We start from the raw sequence: 19,381 nt of genomic DNA, 5'->3' as shown, positions 1-19,381 counted from the left end.
CGTCTGCTCGCAGGGTGGAGTATGCTGCGTGCAAGGCGTGTCGTGTCCCGGTGGGCGTGCGATGTCGGCCTGCGAGGCAGGAGACGCGGCCACCGGCCCGTCCGCAAGAGGAGATGCACGAGTGAAGCGCTGGTCGCGACGCGGTTACACCGAAGGCCCCTACGGGCAGATCCACTATCGCCACGAAGGAGCCGTTACCCAGACCCGCGGGGCGATCGTCCTGCTGCACCAGGCGCCGATGACATCGGCCCAGTACGACAACGTGCTGCGTCCTCTGGCTGCCCACGGTTTCCATGCCATCGCCATCGATATGCCCGGGTTCGGCATGTCCGACCCCGTACCGGGCGTGCCGCGGGTGGAAGACTGGGCCGCCGTAGTGGTGCCGGTCCTTGACGCGCTGGGCTATCCCGATGCGGTGGTGCTGGGCCATCACACCGGCGCGATGGTCGCGACCGAAGTAGGCATCCAGTTCCCGGAACGCGTGCGCGCGGTGATCCTCAATGGCCCGATGCCGGTCAGCGAGGAGGAACGCGCCGAATTCATGGAGGGCCTGCACCAGACCGAGCGCACGATTACCGCGACCGACGACGGCACGCAGTTCAACATGGTCCACGCAGCCCGCACCGGCCTTGCCGAGGGCACTGTCGCACCGGCGCGCATCAGCGAATACGTCGTCCAGGCCTTCGAGGGGCAGGGCGCCTACTGGCACGGGCACCACGCGGCCTTCCAGTACCGGCAGGACGAAACGCTGCGCAGCCTCGCGCGCCCCGCGCTCATCCTCACGAACACCGGCGATGTCATCTACGAGCACGCGCTCGCGGCTCATGCGATCCGGCCGGACTTTGCTTTCACGGCGCTGAAGGGGGGCGGTGTCGACGTCGTTGACCAGATGCCCGAGGACTGGGCCGAGGCGGTGACGCGCTACGTTTCAGGGCTCTGAGGCCCGTAACGTAGCGCTAGCCCATGATGTGTTCGCCCGCATCGACCGGGATCACGGTCCCGGTGATGCGGCGTGCCGCGGAACTCGCCAGGAACGCGGCGAGCGCGCCGACATCGTCGATATCGACACGCTCGTGGACCGGCACGCTGGCGGCCGTGCGCTCGAGCAGTTCATCGAAGCGCGCGATGCCGCTGGCCGCGCGTGTGGCAATGGGGCCGGGCGAGATGGCGTGGACGCGAATGCCTGCCGGGCCCAGTTCGGCGGCGAGATAGCGGCTGGTGCTTTCGAGCGCGGCCTTGACCGGGCCCATCAGGTTGTAGTGCTCGACCACGCGCTCCGATCCATAGAACGTCACGCACATCAGGCAGCCACCGTCCGTCATCAGCGGCTCGGCAAGTCGGGCCATGCGGATGAACGAGTGGCACGAAACGTCCATGGCGAGCGCGAAGCCTTCGGCCGAGCAGTCGGTCACGCGCCCGTGCAGGTCCTCGCGCGGGGCAAAGGCGATGGAGTGGAGCAGGAAGTCGAGCCCGCCCCAGCGCGTCTTTACCTCTTCGAACAGATCTTCGAGCTGGCCCGGCTCGCGCACGTCGAGGGGGGCGATCCACTCGCAGCCCATGGCATCGGCGACCGGTTCCACGAAGGGGCGGGCCTTCTCGTTGAGATAGGTTGCGGCAAGGCGCGCGCCGGCGTGCGCGAAGGCGCGCGTGCAGCCTGCCGCAATCGAGTTCTCGTTGGCGATCCCGATGACGAGACCACGCTTTCCGGCAAGGTCGACAAGAGGCTTCATGGCAGGTCTCCCTGAAGAATGCGAAGGGTGTGGAGCGCGATCATGCGCTCCTCGTCGGTGGGGATGACGCGCACGGCGATGCGGCTTTCGGGCGCGGAGATGACGGGGGCATGGGCGGCGTTGGCCTCTTCATCGAGGATGAGGCCAAGCCAGCCAAGGCGCGCGCAGATGTCGGCGCGAAGGTCCGCGTCGTTCTCGCCGATCCCGGCGGTGAAGACGAGACCGTCGAGCCCCTGGAGCGAGGCGGTGAGCGCGCCGATCTCGCGTGCGGTACGGTAGGCGAAGAGTTCGATCGCCTCGCGTGCGGGGGGCTCGCGGCTGGCCGCCAGTGCGCGCATGTCGCTGGAGATACCCGACACGCCGAGCAATCCCGATTGGCGATAGAGCATCGTCTCGACGGCCTCGGCGCTGTAGCCCATCTGGGTCTGGAGGTGAAGGACAACGCCGGGATCGAGCCGCCCGCAGCGTGTCCCCATCATCAGCCCGTCGAGCGCGGTGAAGCCCATGGTCGTGTCGATACTGAGGCCGCCCGCCATGGCGCACAGGCTTGCCCCGTTGCCCAGATGCGCGGCGATGACCTTGCCCTGCGCCAGCGCAGGGTCAAGCCGGGCGAGCGCGCGCGCGATGTATTCGTAGGACAGGCCATGAAATCCGTAGCGGCGGATGCCTGCCTCGTGGAGGCTGCGCGGGATCGCCATGCGCGCGGCGACTTCGGGCTTGTCGTGGTGAAAGGCGGTGTCGAAGCAGGCGACCTGCGGGAGATCGGGCGCGAGCCGCGCCAGCGTGCGGATCGCGACGAGGTTGTGCGGCTGGTGCAGCGGGGCGAGGGGGGAGAGTGCCTCCAGTTCGTCGAGCAGCTCGGGTGTTACCCGCTGCGGCGCAACGAAGCGCGTGCCGCCATGAACAACGCGGTGGCCTATGGCGACAATGGTCCCGCTTGCGATGTGGCTCGTGGCCCAGTCGAACAGGAAGTCCAGCAGGTCCGCGTGGGTGAGGTGGGCGCCATCGGGCCAGTCCTTTTCGAGCAGCATCTCGCCTGCGTCGGTGGCGATGCGCAGGCTGGGCGCGATGCCGATCTTCTCGAACTTGCCGCCCGCCGAGTGGACCGGATGGTTGCCCTCATCAAGCCGGAAGACGCCGAACTTGATGCTGGAAGAGCCCGAGTTCAGACTGACGATGGCTCTCATTCGGCAAGCCCCGGCGCGGCCATGGTCTGGGCGCGGGCCATCAGTACCGCGACGGCGCAGGAGGCAAGCCGGGTGCGCAGGCTGTCGGCCCGGCTGGTGAGGATCATCGGCACGCGTGCGCCCAGAACGACGCCTGCCGCGTCCGCATCGCTGAGGAAGGTGAGCTGCTTGGCCAGCATGTTGCCCGCCTCCAGATCGGGCACCACGAGGATGTCGGCCTTGCCCGCGACGGGCGAGACGATGCCTTTCTCGCGTGCGGCGCTTTCGCTCACGGCGTTGTCGAAAGCGAGCGGCCCATCAAGGAGGCCACCGGTGATCTGGCCGCGGTCGGCCATCTTGCACAGCGCCGCGGCATCGAGCGTTGCGGGCATGGCCGGGTTCACGGTCTCGACCGCCGCCAGGATCGCGACGCGCGGGGTCTCCTTGCCGATGACATGGGCCAGGTCGATGGCGTTGCGGATGATGTCGGCCTTGCAGTCGAGGTCGGGCGCGATGTTGATGGCCGCATCGGTGATGATGATCGGCTCGGCGTGGCCGGGCACGTCCATCACATAGGCGTGGCTGATGCGCCGTTCGGTGCGAAGGCCCCCGGTGCGGGCAACGACCGCGCCCATCAGCTCGTCGGTGTGGAGGGCGCCCTTCATCAGAAGCTGCGCCTCGCCCGCGCGGACAAGCTCGACCGCGCGCTGGGCGGACTGGTGGCTGTGCGCGCTCTCAACGATGCGCAAGGCCGAGATGTCCTTGCCCGCCTGCTGGGCCGCCTCTTCGATGCGCGCACGCGGGCCGACGAGGATCGGGGCGATGAAGCCTGCCTCGGCGGCTTCGCAGGCGGCGGTGATCGCAGTCGCCGAGCAGGGGTGGACAACGGCGGTGGGAACGTTCGCGCCGCCCTTGGCGGCCTCGATCAGGCGCTGGTACTGGCCGTGGTCGGAGAGGCGGATGTCGGGCAGGGCCACGCGCGGGCGCGCAACGCGCTCGGTGGGAGCGATGACGCTGGCCTCGCCGGTGATGACCGTCGTGCCCTCCTGGTTGGTACAGGTGCAGTCGAGCTTGAGACGCTTCTTGTCCTCACGCCGTTCGGTGACGGTGACCGTGGCGGTGATCGTGTCGCCCAGTGCCACCGGCGCGGTGAAGCGCAGCGATTGGCCGAGGTAGATCGTGCCGGGGCCCGGCAGCTCGGTACCCAGGACCGCCGAGATGAGGCCCGCCCCCCACATGCCGTGCGCGATCACCTTGTGGAACATGTCGTGCTCGGCATAGTCGATATCGACATGGGCCGGGTTCACGTCGCCCGAGACGAGCGCGAAGAGGTGGATGTCGCGCTGCGTAAGCGTGCGGACGACGCTGGCGCTGTCCCCCACGGCGATCTCGTCGAACGTGCGGTTGGTGATGGTCTGGTCGGTCGACATCGGGGCGTGGGTCCTATTTCTCGAGCACGTAGCGGCCGGGCGCGTTGCACAAGGGGGGATAGCCCTTGTCCGCGTTGCCGAGCGGGGGCGGCGCGGTCGGCTCGCCCGAGTTGGCATCGAGCCAGGCGCCCCAGTCGAGCCACCACGATCCGTCCTTGAGCGCGGCGCGCTCGCACCATTCCTCGGGCGCGAGATTGCCGTTGGGATGAGGATGGGTGGCGATGCGGTAGTGGCGGTGGGGATGGCCCGGCTCGGAGACGATCCCGGCGTTGTGCCCCCCGCTCGTCAGCACGAACGTCACCGCGGTATTGGTGAGGAGGTGGATCTTGTAGACCGAGCGCCAGGGCGCCACGTGATCGCGCTCGGTACCCACGGCGAAGACGGGGACCGCGATGTCCTCCATCGTCACGACATGGCCATCGACGCGGAAGCGCCCTTCGGCCAGATCGTCGTGGAGGAAGAGCTTGCGCAGGTACTCGCTGTGCATGGCATAGGGCATGCGCGTGCCGTCCGCGTTCCAGGCCATGAGGTCGTTGATGTCGGCGCGCTCGCCCATCAGGTAGGTCTGGAGCATGTGCGACCAGATGAGGTCGTTCGAGCGCAGGATCTGGAAGGCGCCGCCCATCTGATCGCTCTCCAGATAGCCCCGGCTCCACATCATGTTCTCCAGCACGTGGAGCTGGCTCTCGTCGATGAAGAGGCCCAGTTCGCCGGGCTCGCTGAACTCGGTCTGCGCGGCCATGAGGGTGAGGCTGGCGAGGCGTTCATCCCCCTCGCGCGCCATGGCGGCGGCGGCGATGGAGAGCAGGGTGCCACCAAGGCAGTACCCCGCGCCGTGGATCTTTGTAGCGCCCGTGATCGCGCTGATCGCGTCGAGCGCGGCGAGCGGGCCCAGACGCCGGTAGTCGTCCATGTCGAGGTCGCGGTCGTGGCCGTCGGGGTTGTGCCACGAGATCATGAACACGGTGTAGCCTTGCGCGCGCAGCCACTCGACCAGCGAGTTGTGGGTCGAGAGATCGAGGATGTAGTACTTCATGATCCAGGCGGGCACGATCAGCACCGGCTCGGGCCGGACGGTCTCGGTCGTGGGGGCGTACTGGATGAGTTCGATGAGGCGGTTGCGGTAGACGACCTTGCCCTCCGCTGCCGCGACGTCCTTGCCGACTTCGAAGGCCTCGGTGCCCGCCGCCGGACGTCCGGTCAGGTAGCGGCGCATGTCCTCGAAGAAATAGTCGAGCCCGTCGGCAAGGCACTTGCCCCCGGTCTCGGCGATGCGCTTTTGCAGGACCGGGTTGGTGGCGATGAAGTTGGTGGGGGCGAAGATGTCGAGGATCTGGCGCGCGGCGAAGGAGACCATGTCCTCATGGTGTTTCGAGACACCGCCGATGCCGGTGGTCGCCGCTTCCCACCACTGCTGGTTGAGGAGGAAGGCCTGGGTCCACACGTTGTAGGGCGCCTGATGCCATTCGGGGCCCTGAAAGCGGCGGTCCTGCGGCAGCGGTTCGACCACGCGCGGGGTCTCGGGATCGCGGGTGGCGCGCGCGGTGTAGCCCATCAGGCGCAGCGCCTTGCCCCCGGCCTTGGCGGCAAGCTGCATCTGCTTGCCCGGCGCTGAGGCGAGGTGGAGCGCCCAGTCGGTCGCCGCGAGGATCATGGTGGCTGGCGAAAGCCCGCTGGTCGCCTGCGCGATCGCGGCCGAGGCCGAGCGGTCGAGCGTCTGGGCAATGCCATCCAGCGGCTCGCGCGGGGATGAGGACGCGCCGGTCGATCCAGGCGTCGGGGCGGGAGAAGTCATCGTCGGGCTCCGCGTTGCGTCGCGTGTCGCTTCGCCTCGAAGCAACCCACATGGTGCGCGCAGGATGACCGTCCTATTGTTGCAGTGCAATGTCCTCGATCAAAGACAATCGAGTGTAGCTTCCATTTCGCCGCAAAATCCGCGCAAGTTGCGCCGCTCTAAAGATGGCGTGCGCAACTGTTGCAGTGCACGAAAACCGCCCCGGGATCACCCTTCCAGGGCCGAGCGCAGCGGGCCGAGCCATTCTTCGTACGGCTTCCACGCGCCCACGCCTGAACGCGAGATGGGGCGGCGGACCTGTTCGGAACTGGCCGTGCGTACCGCGCGGTCGGTCTTGTGGAAGTCCAGGCAGGCCGGATCGAAGGGGACCCCGATATAGTCCAGCATACGGCGCACCTGTCCTTCCAGATCGTCGAGCACGTCCTCGTGCTGAACGCGCAGGACACGGCCCGGAAGGACACGGTCCCAGTGCTCCATTAGCGCCACATAGTCGCGGTAGTAACGGCCGATTTCGGTCAGGCCATAGGTGAACTCCTGGCCCTCGGCGAAGAGCTGCTTGAAGCCCGAGAAGCAGCAATCCATCGCTTCACGGCGCGCATCGATGATCTTCGCGTTGGGGAGGATCAGGTGGATGAGGCCGATGTGCCGGAAGTTGTTGGGCATCTTGTCGATGAACAGCGGCGCGCTCTGGCGGTGGATGCGGGTGTTCTCGATGTAGCTCTTGCCGAGGCCCTCCAGCTGCTCGGCCGACAGCTCGTGCAGGATCTGCGGGTAGCGCGGCGCGCTGGCCTTGCGGCCGCGCAGGCGGTGCGCGGTGGCAAGGATGTCGGGCAGCTCCAGCGTGCCGTCGATCATCGGGTGCGAGGCAAGGATCTGTTCAAGCAGGGTCGAGCCCGCGCGCGGCAGGCCAAGGATGAAGATCGGGTCGGGCGCGGGGTGGCCCTTGCCGCCCTGACGCGCGAAGAGTTCGGGCGTGCAGGTCTCGATCTGCGCGGCAATCTCGGCGTGCATGCGGTCCGCATCGTAGCGGCTCTGGCGCAGTTTGAGTTCGTTGCCGTGGGTGTAGTGGGCAAAGGCCTGGGCATGAAGCCCTTCGTCCTCGGCGGCCTTGGCTGCGGCGAAAGTCAGGTGGACGCGGTCCATGAAGGCAAGGTCGGGCTGGGCCAGCAGGTCTTCCATGCGCGCACGCTCGTCCGCGCTGAAGCGCCAGGTCTTGAGATTGGCAAGCGCATACCAGGCATCGCCGTGCTCGGGCTTGGCGGCGATGGCCGCGCGGTAGGAGGCGACGGCCTCGTCCTGCGCGCCGGTGGTCTTGAGCGCGTGGCCCTTGCTGGTGAGCGTCGCCGGGTCCTGGGGCAGTTTTTCCAGCACCGCGTCGAACAGGGCGAAGGCGCGGGCGTAGTCGCCGGTCTGCATGGCCTCGATGGCCAGGTGCGAGGCGAAGACGGGGCTTTCGGGATCGCGGGTGTGGAGGGCCTCGGCCTGCTCGAGCGCCTGTGCGAATTTCTGGCGCTTGCGCAGGACCTGGATGTAGTCGAGCCGCAGCTGGACGGTGTCCGGAGAAAAGGTAACCGCGCTTTCCAAAAGAAACTCAGCGTCATCGAGGATGCCAAGGCGGCTGGCGATTTCGGCCAGCAGGCGCATGCCCTCGATGTCGGTGCGGTGGGTCTGGAGGTAGGCCCGGCAGATTTCCTCGGCGCGCAGCAGGCGGCCTTCGTGAAGGTGATTGGAGACGGCCAGAAGCTCGCGGGGGAGGGCGGCGATGCGCTCGGCCTGGGTGCGGGCCTGCGCGGCCTCGGCCTGGCGTCCGGTGCGGGCAAGAAGATCGGCCTGCGCGCGCCAGCTGGCGTCGAGCACCGGGTTGTAGCGGGTGGCGCGGGCATAGGCGCGCAGGGCTCCCGGCACGTCGCCCCGGTCGCGGGCGAGATGGCCTGCCTCCTGCCAGGCGCGGCCATATTCGGGCTGCGCGGCGGAGAGGGCGGAGAGATAGCTTTCGGCGTCGGCGAAGCGCTTGAGGTAACGGCACGCGACGGCGGCCATGTAGAGCCCTTCCGTGCTCGGCTCCTCGGCGTCGAGAAGCGGCGCCAGCACGCCCAGCGCGGGCGCGAACTGGCCGCGCTGCATCGCCTCGCGGGCCTCTTTCAGCAGGGCGGCTTCATCGGGGGAGGAGGGGGCGGGGTTGGGGTCACGCGATGCCATGGGAATGTCCTTGCCGCAAACGCCAAGCGGCAGGCAAGGCCCGATGCCCGCCTGCCGCCGGTTTGTCCGCTCCCCGGCGCCTTCACGCAGAAGGCGCCGGGAGATGCGATCAGTAGTGCCAGCCGACGCGCACACCCACCGTCAGCGGACGGTTGGTGTTGATGCGCGGGGCATCGTAGTAGAAGTTGCCCGAGATCTGGGCACGCTTGTCGGTCAGGTTCTCGCCGAAGACCTCGACCGACCAGTCGTCCTTCTTGACGCCCGCAGTCATCGAGAAGGTGGTGTAGCTGTCGAGCTTCAGACGGTTGATGTTGATGATGTCGGTGTACTTCGAACCCGAATGCACCATCTGCGGCATGACGTGGGCAACGAGGCCCGTGTCGCCCAGATCCCACTCGTAACGCACGCGCAGGTTGCCCTGGAAGGACGGCGCGTAGGCCAGCGAGTTGCCCTTGGTGACATCGTCGGTCGGCGTCAGCACTTCGGTGATCTTGGTGTCGAGCACCGAGAAGGCACCGGCGACGGTCAGACCCGGCACCGCGTAGGGAGCGAAGGCGAAGTCACCCTCGACGCCCAGGATGCGCGCGTCGGCCGCGTTGTCCGAGAAGAACAGGTTGACGATCGAGGTGTCGAAGATCGTGGTCTGCAGGTTCGTGATGTCGACGTAGAACGCGCTGCCGTTGAAGCGCAGCTGGCGGTCGAACAGCTCGGTCTTCCAACCGATCTCGTAGTTGTTGACCTCGTCGGTCTGCAGTTCGAAGGGCACCATGTAACCCGAGGGGCTGACCGCGCCGCCGGGACGGTTGAGCAGGCCCGGACGGAAGCCTTCCGAGTAGGTCGCGTAGAACATCACGTCTTCGGTGGGCGTGAAGGTCAGCGAGCCCTTGAAGATGACGCCTTCGGTCTTGGCCTTGTCGGGTGCCGAGAGGGCATTGAAGACCTGCATGGCCTGGCCTTCGGTGAGGCCCGCGTCCATGATGTCCTGGATGCTGTCGCCCTGGTTGAAGGTCAGACCCAGCGTGTCGCCGCACGAACCGATGAAGGTGAACTCGCCGTCCCCGTCGTAAAGGTCCGAGAGGTTGGTGCCGAACGCATTGGCGTCGGTGCCGCCTGCGTTACAGAACGAACTGTTCGCCGTGCCCTTCAGGTCGACCGCCACGTTGTAGTAGCGCGCGCCCAGCGTGACGCTGAGGAGGTCGGGGACGAGGTCGTAGGAGGCCTCGCCGAAGATCCCGAACTGCTCATCCGAACGCTTGATGTCGTTGCGGAAGTTGGTGCCGTTGGGGAAGGGACCCGGATCGCTCTGCCAGGCACCCGGGAACGGGAAGTTGTCGGGGAATCCGGTTTCGCCCCACAGGTCGACGTACTGGCTGCCGGGGTAGACGAAGTCGTTGCGCTCTTCGAGGGTCAGCTTCGAGTAGAAGCCACCCGCCGTCACGCGCCAACGGTTCTCGGCCGGGGTGCTGACGCGCAGTTCCTGGGTGAACTGCTTGGTCTTGCTGTCCGAGGTAACGTAGAGGTTGGGTGCCTGGCAGGTGCCCATCGGGCCCGCGTCACCCGGGTACGAGACCGAGCCGTCGCAGATGTAGTAGGGCAGGTACTGGCCGACGTAGAGGTAGTCGGAGTAGTCCACCTGCTGCGAAGTCTCGCGGTCGGTGAAGGCGCCGGTGTAGACGAGGTCGAGCATGCCCAGGCGGCCCTCGACGGTCCAGGCGGTGTTCGAGAAGTTGTCTTCCAGGCGGTCCGGCTGGAAGCGCTGCACTTCGAGGTCACTCAGGCCCAGTTCCGGATCGGCGAAGAAGACGCCATCGGAATCGAGACCCTGGCGCGCGTGGCTGACCGTGATCTGCCAGTCGGGTGCCACTTCCCACAGCGCCGAGACGCGGAAACCGGTGTAGGTGGTGTCGTTGAAGTTGTCTTCGACGAGGTTGGTGTTGTCGGCCTCAATGAAGTTGACGTTCGAGAGGTCGGCACCGGCCTGCAGGCCTGCGCGGTTCGCGCCCACCGGCACGCCGTTGTAGCGCATGGCGCCTTCTTCGCGGAAGCGAGCGCTGTCAGCGACCGAACGGGTGCCCTTGACGTTGTCGATGTAGCCACCCTGGTCGTCCATGTAGACGACGCCGCGCACGGCCAGCGTGTTGGTCACCGGCACGTTGAGCATGAGCTCGGCGTTGTAGCTGGGCTCGCCGTTCTTGGTCCACGAAACACCGCCCTTGGCGGCGGCATCGAAGCCCAGGAGGTCGGGCTTGTTGGTGATGAGACGGACCACACCTGCCTGCGAGCTGGCGCCGAAGAGCGTGCCCTGCGGGCCTGCAAGAACTTCGATGCGCTCAAGGTCGGCGGCGTAGACGTCGAGGTTGCGGCCCGGCTGCGCGAGCGGCTGTTCGTCGAGGTACATCGCGACGTTGGGGGCAAGGCCCGCGACGCCTGCGGTGGTGAGGTTGGGCGTGGTCGAGGCGAGGCCACGAATGTAGATCGTGCTCTGGCCCGGGCCGCCGCCGCCTGCGGTGACGTTGGGAAGCTGCTCGAGGTAGTCGTCGAAGGTCTGCACGCCGAGGTTTTCGAGTTCCTCGGTGCCCAGTGCATTGACCGAGACGGCGACGTCCTGGAGGCTTTCGGTGCGCTTGGTGGCGGTCACCACGATTTCGGTCAGGCCACCCTTGCGCTGGGCCGGTGCGGCCGCGGTGCTCGTGGGCTGGGTGCTGGTCGGCTGGGCCGGAGTATTCTGGGCTGCGACCGGGGTGGCGATAGCGATTGCCAGCGCGCCAACCGACGCGCCGGTGCAATGCTTGAACATGTATGTTCCCCTGTTGTTGATCGGAACGTTCGCGACTGGGCAGCACGTGGGAGATAGCGCTGCCGGGCGGGACAAGATGCCGGGAGGTGGCATGCAAGGAAATGAGACCTTGGTGCCCCGCGCAGGCCAGCTATCCAATCAACGTGTACATGCCAACCCTTGCGCTTGAGAAAAGTCACATGTTCTCGGCAGTTGTTGCATAATCACAACACGGCCTGTAGACAGGTCTCGCAGCTGCTTCGGGATGTGATAAATTCAATTCCATAACGCGAATTTTGATATGATATTCAATTCGCTATTGGGTTTATTATTTCTGCTATTTTTTAGAAGCTAAGTAAAACTCATTTCAGCGTTGGGGGTGTCGTTCGGGTGGCAAGTCAAGGCAGTAATGTATCCAGTCCGATTGCGGATTTTAAACCTAGCGTGTTCTTTGGCGCAATTGCCGCGATCGGTGGGCTCATAGTCTTCGCGCTCTACGATACGGATGTTGCAACGGCCCGTTTCGAGGCCATCCAGGCCTTTGCGACGCACAATTTCGGCTGGCTTTTCGTGGCGACGGCCAATGTCATGCTGGTTGCAAGCGCGTTTCTCGCCATGTCGCGGGTCGGGCATGTGCGCCTTGGCGGAGCGGATGCCAAGCCGACGTACAGCGCGACCAGTTGGTTCGCGATGCTGTTCAGCGCAGGAATGGGCATCGGTCTGCTCTTCTACGGTGTGGCCGAGCCGATCATGCACTTTTCCAACCCGCCGATTTCCTCGTTCTCCGATCCCGGCGCCACGCTGCCCCAGGGACTTGCGCGCAACGCGCAGCACGCCATGGGCCTCACCTACCTGCACTGGGGTCTGCACGCCTGGTCGATCTACGCGATCATCGGCCTGGGGCTTGCCTATATTGCCTACAACCGCAAGCTGCCGCTCAACCTGGGCACCTTCCTGCGCGCAGCTTTCCCGCGCATTCCGACGCTGGTCGTCGATCTGGTCGACATCATGGCGATCACCGCGACGGTGTGCGGGGTGGCGGCCTCGCTGGGCTTCGGGGCCTCGCAGATCAACGCCGGGCTGACCCTCCTTTTCGGCGCGCCCGAGGGGGGAATGGTCCGCGCCATCATCATTGTCGTCGTGACCGCGCTGGCCACGCTGTCCGTGGCGATGGGGCTCGACGCCGGGATCAAGCGCCTGTCCGAGCTCAACATGGGGTTGGCGCTGCTCCTGGCACTGTTCGTCTTCGTGGTCGGCCCGACGGTCTACCTGCTCGACAGTTTCATCCAGAACCTGGGCTACTATTTCCAGCGCTTCATCTATCTCTCGACCTGGACCGAGAGCTACACCGACGAGGACTGGCAGAGCAGCTGGACGATGTTCTACTACGCCTGGTGGGTGAGCTGGTCGCCCTTCGTGGGCATCTTCATCGCGCGCATTTCCTATGGCCGCACGGTGCGCGAGTTCATTTCGGGCGTGCTTATCGTGCCCAGCCTCGTGACCTTTGCCTGGATGACCATCTTTGGCGATACCGCGCTTCACATCGAGCTGTTCGGAGCCGGGGGCCTGTCCGAGGCGGTCAACGCCTCGATGCCCGATGCACTCTTCGCCTTCCTCGCCAACTTTCCCCTGAGTGGGATCGTCTCGGGGCTGGCCGTGGTGATCGTGACCACCTTCTTCGTGACCTCAGCGGATTCGGGCGCGCTGGTGACGGCAATGATCGCCTCGGGCGGGCATCACGAGGCGGGGTTCGTTCCGCGCGTGACCTGGGCAATCTCGATCGGTGCGCTTGCCGGGGCGCTGCTGTACGGCGGAGGTCTGCAGGCGCTGCAGACGGCGGCCATCGTGACGGGCCTGCCCTTTGCCGTGGTGCTGCTGTTCATGTGCTTCGGGCTGATAAAGATGCTTCTCGCCCGGGTTCCGGCCGAAGGCGAAGTCGCGCGCGAAGAAGCCCTCGCGGCCGAGTAAACCTGGGGCTCAGGCCCGGGGCGAGCCCGCGCCCTGGGCGGGAGTGCCCTCGGCGCGCCAGAAGGCGTCGCATTGCGCCAGCGCCTTGCGCGCAGCCGAGACACTGCGCACCTGTTCGGCCTGAGAGCCCGCATCGCAGGACAGCGCCAGGTGCGCCTGTTCCCCGGCCTTCAGCGTGAAGGGCATGGCAAGGCGGCTGCCGCTCACCGCGATGTCGAGCGCGCCTTCGAGGCGCAGCGTGATCTTGCCCAGCGGCACCGACCACTGGTTCGCGGCCAGTTGCTCAGGCGCGCGGGCCTCGCCATCGAGGTTGAGGATGAGGCGGCCCGCCATGGTCCCGCGCGTGCAGGTCAGGAAGCGCACGATGCGCGCGCCGTCCCGGATGCCGCCGCCCGCCTCGTCCTCATTGCCGGGGCCGGGCAGGGCCACGGGCATGAAGTCGGTCAGCTTGAGAGCGCCTGTCGGCCCTGCGAAGTAGGTATCGAGGATGGTGGTGCCCGCACGGTAGCTTTGCGCCAGCGGCTGTGCGTCCTCGAGGCGGATCGCCGAAATGCCGCCCGGGCGCATGTCCTGGGCGTGGAGCGGAGCCGCTGCGCCCGGCACGTGCCAGGTCAGGCGGGTGATCGTTCCGGTGCGGTCGACAAGGGCGCTCGAGCGCGTGTCGCCGATCATGCCGTGTTCGCCAAGCGCCGTGTGCACTGCCACTGCCCTCCCTCTCGTATCGCGTATCTGGAGCCCTGCGCGTAGAACCGCGCGTAAACTGCAACGCACAGGTCTGCGATACGATCCAGTTGGACACAGATTTTCAATCCGCGCAACCCGTGAAGGATCTGCAAGCCGGGGCGGGGAGGGGGCGGGTCAGTCGAGTTCGGCAAACCAGCCCAGGCGCCGGACCAGCACTTTCTCCAGTTCCAGGAGGATGAAGATCACGGCGCCGATCGCGATGAGCGAGGCTCCTTGCGTGAAGCTGAGCGGGCGGGTTGCGAACACGGCCTGGAACGGCGGGAGGTAGGTGAAGCACACTTGCGCGAGCGATACCGTGCCCACCGCGACGAGCACCGCCCGCGTGCCCAGGATACCCCGCCAGCTGAGCGACTGAACGTGCATGTAGCGCACGTTGAAGAGGTAGAATATCTCCGCGATCACCAGCATGTTGACGACCATCGTGCGGGTCGTCGCAATGTCTGTCCCCGTGCTGAGGGCGGTGAAGTAGACACCCAGCAGCGCCACGGCGAAAAGCAGTGAGACGAGGCCCACGCGCCACAGGATGAAGCCCGAGAGCAAGGGGCTGTCCTTGGCGCGCGGCGCGCGCTCCATGATGCCCGGTTCGGAGGGTTCGAAGGCGAGCACGAGGCCGAGCGTGACCGAGGTGATGAGGTTGATCCACAGGATCTGCGTCGCCGTCATCGGCAGGGCAAGGTCGAGGATGATCGCCAGGACCACGGCGATGATCTCGCCGCCGTTGGTGGGCAGCGTCCAGGCAATGACCTTGCGGATGTTGTCATAGACGGTGCGGCCCTCGCGAACGGCCGCGACGATGGAGGCGAAGTTGTCGTCGAGAAGCACCATCTCCGAGGCTTCGCGCGCGGCCTGCGTGCCGCTGGCGCCCATGGCGGTGCCGACGTCGGCCTGGCGCAGCGAGGGCGCGTCGTTGACCCCGTCACCGGTCATCGCGACGATCTGGCCGTGCGACTGGAGCGCGCGCACGATGCGCAGTTTGTGTTCGGGACTGGCGCGGGCGAAGACGGCGACTTCGGGAACCTCGCGGCGCAGTTCCTCATCGCTCATCGCCTCGATCTGCGCGCCGGTGAGCGCGCGCGGCTCTTCCTCGATCTCGAGCTGGCGGGCAATGGCGACGGCCGTTGCGGCGTGGTCGCCGGTGATCATCTTGACCGCGATTCCGGCCGAGCGGCATTCGCCGATGGCGATGCGGGCTTCCTCGCGCGGCGGATCGACGAAGGCCATGAGACCCAGGATACGCGCGCCCTGCAGGTCCTCGAAGCGCAGGCGCGTGGTGCCGGGCGCAAGGGTGATGGCCGCAAAGCCCAGGATGCGCTCACCTTGGGCGGCGGCCTGGCGGGTGATGCCGTGCCAGCGCTCGAAATCGGTGCCTGCCGCGCCCAGCGCCAGAACGGCCTCGGGCGCACCCTTGACGAAGGCGATGGCCTCGCCCTCGGGGCTGCGCACCAGCGTTGCCATCAGGCGGTAGGCCGCATCGAAGGGGATTTCGTCAAGGCGTGTCCAGTCGTCGTGGAGCCTGGCGGTGTCGAGCCCGGCCTTGCCCGCCAGCGCGAGGAGTGCGCCTTCCATCGGATCGCCCACAACGCTCCAGCTACTGTCCTCGTGCTGGAGGCGGGCATCGTTGCACAGCGCGCCGCAGCGGACGATCTCGCGGGGATCGGTGGCCTCGCTGCTGCTCTTTTCGGCCTCGATCGCGCCTTCTGGGGCATAGCCGCTGCCCGAAACCTGCCACTCCCCCTCAGGCGTGAAGAGGCGGGTCACGGTCATCGCGTTGCGGGTGAGCGTGCCGGTCTTGTCGCTGCAGATGACCGAGGTCGCGCCCAGGGTCTCGACCGCCGGGAGCTTGCGGATCACTGCCTTGCGCCGCGCCATGCGCTGGACGCCGATGGCGAGCGTGATGGTGATGACAGCGGGCAGCCCTTCCGGGATCGCGCCGACCGCCAGTGCCACGACCGCGATCAGCGCATCGACCCAGGGGTAGGAACGCGCGGTCACCGAAAAGGCAAAAAGCGCCGCGCTGCCGATGAGGATAAGAAGCGTGAGGCGCGTGCCGAACTGGTCGATCTGCTTCAGGAGAGGGGTGACGAGGCGCGGCACCGACTGGAGGAGCGCGCCGATCTTGCCGATTTCCGTGGCGGCGCCGGTCGCGACGACGAGGCCCGTCGCCTGTCCGCGCACGACAAGCGTGCCCGAATAGGCCATCGACGTGCGCTCGGCGAGGGGCGCGTCGGGCTCGACGGCTTCCTCCTGCTTGTCGGCGGCGACCGATTCCCCGGTCAGCGCCGCTTCCTCGATCGAAAGTGCACGGGCGCGCACGATGCGAAGGTCGGCAGGCACCCGGTCGCCAGCTTCGACAAGGACCGTGTCGCCCGGCACCAGACTTCCGGCGGGGACGGGCTGGCGGCGTCCCTCGCGAAGGACATGGGCCTCCTCGCCGACAAGGTTCTCCATGCCGGCCAGAGCCTTCTCCGCCTTGCCCTCCTGGATGACGCCCACGAAGGCGTTGATGAGGACGACGGCAAGGATCACACCGGCATCGATCGCGTGATCGAGCACGAAGGCCGCCGCCGCCGATGCCAGCAGGAAATAGATGAGCGCGTTGTTGAACTGCGCGGCAAAGCGCATGAGCGGATGCGGCGGCTTTACGCGGGGAAGAAGGTTGGGGCCGCAGCGTTCGAGGCGGCGTGCGGCTTCGGACCCGGAGAGCCCGGCGCTGCCCGCTCCCAGATCGGCAGCGACAGTGTCGGGATCGAGGGCATGCCAGCCCCGATCTTCGGGAATTTTCGCTTCGAGCAAGACCCTTGTCCCCCTGCGCGATGGCGTGCCCGGTCCGGGCGGGGGGCAAGCCTATCGCTCCCTCGGGCCTTGTGCAATGCAGCACGGATGTTACGAATGATTGCACCGGTGGCGGTTTTCGGACCTCGGGGAGGATAAGGCATGAAGGTCGTTGTCTTCAGCACGCGTCCATACGATCGGACTTTTCTGGTAGAGGCCAATCGCCTGGCCGGAAGTCCGCACGAGCTGACGTTCTTCGACACCCGGCTGACCACCCATTCGGCCCATTTCGCACAGGGCTTCGAGGCGGTCTGCGCCTTCGTCAACGATGCGCTGGGAAAGCCCGAACTGGAGATCCTGGCACGTCATGGCATCCGCCTTGTCGCGCTGCGCTGTTCAGGCTTCAACAACGTGGACCTGGAGGCCGCGGCCCGGCTCAAGATCGCCTTGGCGCGGGTTCCCGCCTATTCGCCCGACGCCATTGCCGAGCACGCCGTTGCACTCATGCTCGCGCTCAACCGACGCATCCACAAGGCCTATGCGCGGGTGCGTGAGGGCAACTTCGCGCTTGACGGGCTGCTTGGTTTCGACATGCGGGGCAAGACCGCCGGGATCGTCGGGACCGGGCGCATCGGTCTCAACGTCGCGCGCATCCTCAAGGGCTTTGGCTGCGAGGTGCTGGCGAGCGACCCTTCGCCCAACCCCGAACTGGCGCAGTTGGGCGGCGAATACACCTCGTTCGATGATCTGTTGGGGCGCTGCGACATCATCAGCCTTCATTGCCCGCTCACGCCCGCTACGCATCACCTCATCGGGCGCGGCGCGATCGCGCGCATGAAGCCGGGCGTCATGCTCATCAACACGAGCCGGGGCGCGGTGATGGACGCCCGCGCGGTCATCGCCGGGCTCAAGAGCGGCAAGGTCGGTAACGTCGGGCTCGACGTCTACGAGGAGGAGGGCGATCTCTTTTTCGAGAACCTCTCCGACACCGTCATCCGCGACGATGTCTTCGTACGCCTGATGACCTTTCCCAATGTGCTCATCACCGGCCACCAGGGCTTCTTCACGCGCGAGGCGATGACCGCGATTGCCGAGACGACCATCGCCAACCTTTCGGCCTACGAGGCGCAAGGCGCCCCGCTTCACGCGGTTTCGGTCGCGCTGCTGGCCTGAGGAAAGGGTCTTGGCCCAGCTTCGTGCCTAGCTGCCCGCCTTGTCCTCGGGCGGTACGTTGGTCATCGGCGTGTCGGGCACCTTCACGTCGACGCCGGTCTCGTCGACGTCGGTGACGATCAGTTCGCCCCCGCTCTTGTCTTCGACATCGGTCGTGTATTCCTTGGCGGGCTCGGGCGAACAGGCCGCGAGGCCAAGCGCGGCAAAGGCCGTAAGGAGCGCCGCAGGCGCCAAGGGTGAAGTTCTGAAGATCATGCTACGTCTCCTTCCCAGGGTTCCGATATCGGGTCGGGGAAGGCGAAAACAAGATGGCGCGGCAACCCGAGGATCGCCGCGCCATCGTGTGTGGTCTTACAAGCCTTGAGGATCAGACGATCCCGTCGGCTTCCATCTTGGCAAGCGCCTCGGCATCGAGACCCAAGAGTTCGCCATAGATTTCCGCATTGTGCTGGCCGACGCGCGAGGGTGCCGGGCGGCGGATGCAGCTGGGCGTTTCCGAAAGCTTGGGGAAGGCGTTCTGCATCTTCAGCTTGCCGTGGGTCTCGGTCTCGACCTCGACAATGGCCTCGCGGGCCTGGAAGTGCGGATCGGCCAGCATCTCGGGCGCGCGGTAGACGCGGCCAGCGGGGATGCCGTACTCGATCATCAGCGCGTCCATCTCCTCGATGGTGTAGCCCTTGGTCCAGGCGTTGATCATCTCGTCGAGCTCGGTCTGGTTCTCTCCGCGTGCGAGGTGGGTCGCATAGCGCGGGTCATCGCCCAGTTCCGGCTTGCCCATGGCGGCCGACAGGCGCTTCCACAGGGGATCGGCGTTTGCCCCGATCATGTATTCGCCATCGCTGCAGTAATAGACGTTGGAGGGCGCGATGCCCGGCAGGATCGAGCCGGTGCGCTCGCGGATGAAGCCCGAGCTGTCGTACTCCGAAACCAGGCTCTCGGTGATCTGCAGCACGCTTTCGTAGAGCGCAGCGTCGATGATCTGGCCCTTGCCGGTGGTGTCGCGCACGTGGAGCGCGGCAAGGATGCCCATGACGCCGTAGGTGGCGGTGAGAGTGTCGCCGATGGAGACGCCCATGCGGCTCGGCGCACGGTCAGGTTCGCCCACGATGTAGCGCCAGCCACCCATGGCCTCGCCGATGCCGCCAAAGCCGGCGCGCGAGGAGTAGGGGCCGGTCTGGCCGTAGCCCGACATGCGCGAGATGATGAGGCCGGGCTGCTCTTCGAGCAGTTGCCTCGGATCAAGCCCCCACTTCTCCATCGTGCCGGGACGGAAGTTCTCGATCACGATGTCGGCGTGGCGGATGAGCTCGCGCACCAGCTTCTGGCCTTCGGGCACGCGCATGTTGGCCGAGACCGCACGCTTGTTGCGCGCGACCACTTCCCAGCTGACCTTCTTCTCGCCCTGGCCCCAGACACGCAGCGGGTCGCCCTTGCCGGGCGGCTCCACCTTGATGATGTCGGCGCCCATGTCGCCCAGCAGCTGTCCGGCGAACGGGCCAGCCAGAAGCTGGCCCATTTCCACGACGCGAAGTCCCTTGAGGGCTCCTGTATTTTCCATGGTTTACTCCGCTGCCTCCGCGATGTCCGCGTTGCGCCACATGGGCTGCTTGGGAGCGGGGAGGCCGGTT

The 19,381-nt window shown here is 66.5% G+C and carries 13 protein-coding genes; 3 read left to right on the top strand and 10 right to left on the bottom strand.

The window, feature by feature from the left end; all coding sequences use genetic code 11:
- Positions 1–121 precede the first annotated feature (121 nt).
- Positions 122–940 (top strand): alpha/beta fold hydrolase, encoded by an 819-nt coding sequence (locus MTR65_RS18485; protein WP_243802790.1) that lies wholly within the window; start codon positions 122–124, stop codon positions 938–940.
- Between the two features lie 16 nt (positions 941–956).
- On the opposite strand, the gene fabI is transcribed toward MTR65_RS18485, so the two are convergent.
- The 6 genes from fabI to MTR65_RS18455 form a co-directional block, all read right to left on the bottom strand.
- Positions 957–1,730 (bottom strand): enoyl-ACP reductase FabI, encoded by a 774-nt coding sequence (gene fabI / locus MTR65_RS18480; RefSeq protein ID WP_243802788.1) that lies wholly within the window; start codon positions 1,728–1,730, stop codon positions 957–959.
- Positions 1,727–2,917: an acetate/propionate family kinase gene (locus MTR65_RS18475; RefSeq protein WP_243802785.1), complete on the bottom strand. Its 1,191-nt coding sequence runs from the start codon at positions 2,915–2,917 to the stop codon at positions 1,727–1,729. Before MTR65_RS18475 ends, fabI begins: the two co-directional genes overlap by 4 nt.
- Positions 2,914–4,326 (bottom strand): bifunctional enoyl-CoA hydratase/phosphate acetyltransferase, encoded by a 1,413-nt coding sequence (locus MTR65_RS18470; RefSeq protein WP_243802783.1) that lies wholly within the window; start codon positions 4,324–4,326, stop codon positions 2,914–2,916. The genes MTR65_RS18475 and MTR65_RS18470 overlap by 4 nt, the downstream gene beginning before the upstream one ends.
- Before the next feature lie 13 nt (positions 4,327–4,339).
- Positions 4,340–6,121, bottom strand: coding sequence for a PHA/PHB synthase family protein (locus tag MTR65_RS18465; protein WP_243802781.1), 1,782 nt, complete (start codon positions 6,119–6,121; stop codon positions 4,340–4,342).
- Between the two features lie 207 nt (positions 6,122–6,328).
- The gene (locus MTR65_RS18460; RefSeq protein WP_243802779.1) at positions 6,329–8,320 is read right to left on the bottom strand and encodes a tetratricopeptide repeat-containing sulfotransferase family protein; all 1,992 of its coding nucleotides are present in this window, start codon (positions 8,318–8,320) and stop codon (positions 6,329–6,331) included.
- 109 nt (positions 8,321–8,429) lie between these two features.
- A complete protein-coding gene (locus tag MTR65_RS18455; protein ID WP_243802777.1) occupies positions 8,430–11,117 on the bottom strand; it encodes a TonB-dependent receptor in 2,688 nt (895 codons plus the stop codon).
- Positions 11,118–11,540: 423 nt separating this feature from the next.
- On the opposite strand from MTR65_RS18455, the gene MTR65_RS18450 reads away from it, so the two are divergent.
- Positions 11,541–13,064 (top strand): BCCT family transporter, encoded by a 1,524-nt coding sequence (locus tag MTR65_RS18450; RefSeq protein WP_243802774.1) that lies wholly within the window; start codon positions 11,541–11,543, stop codon positions 13,062–13,064.
- A 9-nt stretch (positions 13,065–13,073) separates the two neighbouring features.
- Here MTR65_RS18450 and MTR65_RS18445 read toward each other — a convergent pair whose 3' ends face one another.
- Together MTR65_RS18445 and MTR65_RS18440 are read right to left on the bottom strand one after the other, a co-directional pair.
- Positions 13,074–13,769, bottom strand: coding sequence for a glycoside hydrolase family 15 protein (locus tag MTR65_RS18445; protein ID WP_243802772.1), 696 nt, complete (start codon positions 13,767–13,769; stop codon positions 13,074–13,076).
- 153 nt (positions 13,770–13,922) lie between these two features.
- A complete protein-coding gene (locus MTR65_RS18440) occupies positions 13,923–16,601 on the bottom strand; it encodes a cation-translocating P-type ATPase (protein ID WP_268739538.1) in 2,679 nt (892 codons plus the stop codon).
- Positions 16,602–16,742: 141 nt separating this feature from the next.
- Between MTR65_RS18440 and MTR65_RS18435 the strand changes: the two genes are divergently transcribed.
- Positions 16,743–17,753, top strand: coding sequence for a 2-hydroxyacid dehydrogenase (locus MTR65_RS18435; RefSeq protein WP_243802770.1), 1,011 nt, complete (start codon positions 16,743–16,745; stop codon positions 17,751–17,753).
- Positions 17,754–17,780: 27 nt separating this feature from the next.
- Here the strand turns inward: MTR65_RS18435 and MTR65_RS18430 are convergent, their stop codons facing one another.
- Positions 17,781–18,008 carry a hypothetical protein gene (locus tag MTR65_RS18430; protein ID WP_243802768.1) on the bottom strand — a complete coding sequence of 76 codons (228 nt, stop codon included), beginning with the start codon at positions 18,006–18,008 and terminating at the stop codon, positions 17,781–17,783.
- 112 nt (positions 18,009–18,120) lie between these two features.
- A complete protein-coding gene (locus MTR65_RS18425) occupies positions 18,121–19,311 on the bottom strand; it encodes a CaiB/BaiF CoA transferase family protein (RefSeq protein ID WP_226636587.1) in 1,191 nt (396 codons plus the stop codon).
- Positions 19,312–19,381 lie beyond the last annotated feature (70 nt).

The sequence above is a fragment of the Novosphingobium mangrovi genome, from assembly GCF_022818885.1.
GTDB classification, from domain to species: domain Bacteria; phylum Pseudomonadota; class Alphaproteobacteria; order Sphingomonadales; family Sphingomonadaceae; genus Novosphingobium; species Novosphingobium mangrovi.
Note: the sequence above shows the minus strand (reverse complement) of the source record. Positions and strands in the feature narration are given on the sequence as shown.